4 protein-coding genes are annotated in these 2,578 nt (G+C 46.9%); 3 read left to right on the top strand and 1 reads right to left on the bottom strand.

Features of this window, described 5'->3' with window-relative positions:
- Nucleotides 1-278 precede the first annotated feature (278 nt).
- The 3 genes from C7H09_RS10810 to C7H09_RS10795 all read left to right on the top strand — a co-directional run bounded on the left by C7H09_RS10810 (nucleotide 279) and on the right by C7H09_RS10795 (nucleotide 2,289).
- Entirely contained in the window at nucleotides 279-863 is a 585-nt protein-coding gene (locus tag C7H09_RS10810) for an FMN-binding negative transcriptional regulator (protein ID WP_106762523.1), read from the top strand.
- Between the two features lie 491 nt (nucleotides 864-1,354).
- Nucleotides 1,355-1,705, top strand: coding sequence for an immunity 22 family protein (locus tag C7H09_RS10800; RefSeq protein ID WP_106762521.1), 351 nt, complete (start codon nucleotides 1,355-1,357; stop codon nucleotides 1,703-1,705).
- 104 nt (nucleotides 1,706-1,809) lie between these two features.
- Nucleotides 1,810-2,289, top strand: coding sequence for a hypothetical protein (locus C7H09_RS10795; RefSeq protein WP_133166213.1), 480 nt, complete (start codon nucleotides 1,810-1,812; stop codon nucleotides 2,287-2,289).
- 109 nt (nucleotides 2,290-2,398) lie between these two features.
- On the opposite strand, the gene C7H09_RS19995 is transcribed toward C7H09_RS10795, so the two are convergent.
- On the bottom strand, nucleotides 2,399-2,578 hold a 180-nt coding region (locus C7H09_RS19995; RefSeq protein WP_206074290.1), incomplete at its 5' end, for a hypothetical protein.

Raw genomic sequence — 2,578 nt, 5'->3', positions numbered from 1 at the left:
CAGCGGTGTTGGTATTCATGGCGTGCCCCAGTTGTGGGGTCGTCCGTCTCAAACGGTAATCAGGTTGGCGGCTTTTGCGGTCTGGTTCTTTTCGTCATCCGTCGAGTTGGTGCAAGTTGTCCGGGAGAGGGCATGCGGTCTGGGTTTCCAGGCTTAACCATGGTGGTGAACGGCCATTAACCAGGCGGTCAACCGGACGCCAAAAGCGTACCGCTTTTGGTTCCCTCCGCTGGCGCTCCGGCGCCGGTTACCTCAGCGTTATAACTCAAGGAGAGATTGTGTACATCCCCAAGCATTTTGAAATCATAGACCAAGATGAAATATTTTCTTTTTTAGAGGAAAATGCCTTTGGTCAGTTAATTTCAAATGTGAATGGCAAAATTTTCTCTACACACCTGCCATTCTTGATTTCTAAAGATAAGTCAAAGATACTCGGTCACATGGCTCTGCAAAATCCTCAACATGCCGAGCTGGAGGGTCAGGAAGTACTAATTACTATAGAGGGTGCTCACGATTACATATCACCTTCTTGGTATAGTGCGCCAGGCGTGCCCACATGGAACTATCAGGCAGTTCATATTTATGGTCAATGCTTGGTATTAAAGAACTCTGAGGAGCTTCAAGAAATAGTGAATGCTCTTACTATAAAATACGAAGCAGCATTTAAGACTCCATGGCAGCCCCAATATAAACCTACAATGCTAGGCGCTATCGTTGGTGTTGAAGTTACAATCACCGAAATACAGTGCAAGTATAAGCTCAGCCAAAATCGACCATCCGAGGATAGGGAGAAGGTCATAGAGCAGTTAAAGGCGGTTGGCTCAAATAAATTGGCCGAGGCTATGGTGCGTAATGAGTTATAACAAACCGCTCAAATTCGTTCCGGCCACAAAAGACGTGGCCTCCACCGGACTCGCTAACGCTCGCCGTTTAGCGGGGCGTTAATGGCCTGGGCCGTCTCCATTTTTGGCGGGCTCAGTGCAAAGGCCTTGGCACTGGGTTTGGCTGCAAAGCCGCTCATGGTGATGATGGCCAAGGCCGGAAAAGTGGCTGTCGGGGTTGGTTGCCAACATCATCGGCAGAATGGTTATTCGCGGCGTGCCCAAGTCGCGGAGCCGTCCAGTTCAAACGGTAATCGGGCTGGTGTAGTTTGCGCTCTGGTTCCTTTCGCCATCCGTTAGGTTGGTGCAAGCTGTTCGGGAGAGTGCATGCAGCGTTGGCTGCCAAGGTAGACCCTGGTGGTGACCGGCCACTAACCAGCCGGTCAATCGGACGCCAAAAGCGTACCGCTTTTGGTTCCCTCCGCTGCGCTCCGGCGCCGGTTACCTCAGCGTTAACACCATAAAGGAGCATCATGCCTACGTTACATCTATTTATCTCCAAGGGTAGGTTCAACTCGGAGGAAGAGTTGGATCAATATATTCAACCGGAATACACCGAAGACGGAGATAAAATTAACTCTCCATTTATGAAAGAAGTTGGTCTTTCGTCATTTGAACCCGGTTGCATCGAAGCGACGTTTGAAAGTGAAGAGTGCGAAATTATTAAGCTGCTTGAAGGCTCTTCTTATGAAGAGCAATGGTTGAACAATGTTTCGGCAAATATACAAGCAAATGTGGCTGTCACAGTATACGAACCAAATATTCTTTCCCGCCCAGACCGTTGCTCTTTGGAATATCTGGGTAGTTACAATTATGAAGTTTAGTGGCAATCCAGTGTTAACCAGTGCAGGCATGGGACGCCAAAAAGCTCCGTTCGTTCCTCACTCCACTTTTTGCCGCACATGCTGCAGGCGTTATGGAGATCAATATGAAAAAAATATTTGTATTATCTTTTATTTTTTTACTTGTGGCAGGCTGCAATGACAGCTACAGCTCCGAAAAAAAACTGGAAGAGATAAAAACGGAAATCGTTAAGATATTGGAAAGAAGCCAAGTTAGAGAAACTTATGGAACTACATACTCCTTCAGCGGATGTCAGTTTAAGATTGATCACTATCGGGCTGCACGTAATAATTGTAGAGGGCCTGGGTATGTGAACTACGACACTTACGATGTTTCCAATATCATTGTAAGCGTCGATGCAAGAACCCCGGGGATTAACTTTAAATGCGACGGCCAAAGTCAATGTAGAGTGTACCATATGACTCCTATGATACATTGTAAACGAACTGGGAAAGACCTGAAAGATCCGATGAATTCTGGTTGGGCTGAAGTCCATTCAATTTCAGAGGCTAAGCGCTTGGAGGATCTTTTCTATAGATTAAGGACAGAGTGCGAAAAACCGTAATGCTTGGAGCCACAATTAAGCTGCTCATCAATGATTGCATCAGGTATCACACAGTTCCTGAAAAAAGAAGACAATGAAAACTGCCGACGTGTTATCAGTGAATGTGAATTCAAACAGTAACAGCAGTACCAAAGGCTATAAAGCCCAAGAAGGTATACTGAAGTACCTTTTGGTCATGGGCATAGTGCCGTGTCTGACAATTAAACAAGGCGCGAGATGATTTGCTTTTGCCCATAACAAATGCGGTCAAGGGACGCTCCTCACGTCGCGCCCCTGCCGCTAGCGTTAG

This window comes from Marinobacter fuscus, assembly GCF_003007675.1.
Classification (GTDB): domain Bacteria; phylum Pseudomonadota; class Gammaproteobacteria; order Pseudomonadales; family Oleiphilaceae; genus Marinobacter; species Marinobacter fuscus.
The sequence above is the reverse complement of the archived record's forward strand: the minus strand, read 5'-3'. Positions and strand labels throughout refer to the sequence as shown.

Coding starts and splice junctions, on each gene's coding strand:
- C7H09_RS10800 (WP_106762521.1), top strand. CDS start 1,355: ATGCCTACGTTACATCTATTTATCTCCAAGGGTAGGTTCAACTCGGAG.
- C7H09_RS10795 (WP_133166213.1), top strand. CDS start 1,810: ATGAAAAAAATATTTGTATTATCTTTTATTTTTTTACTTGTGGCAGGC.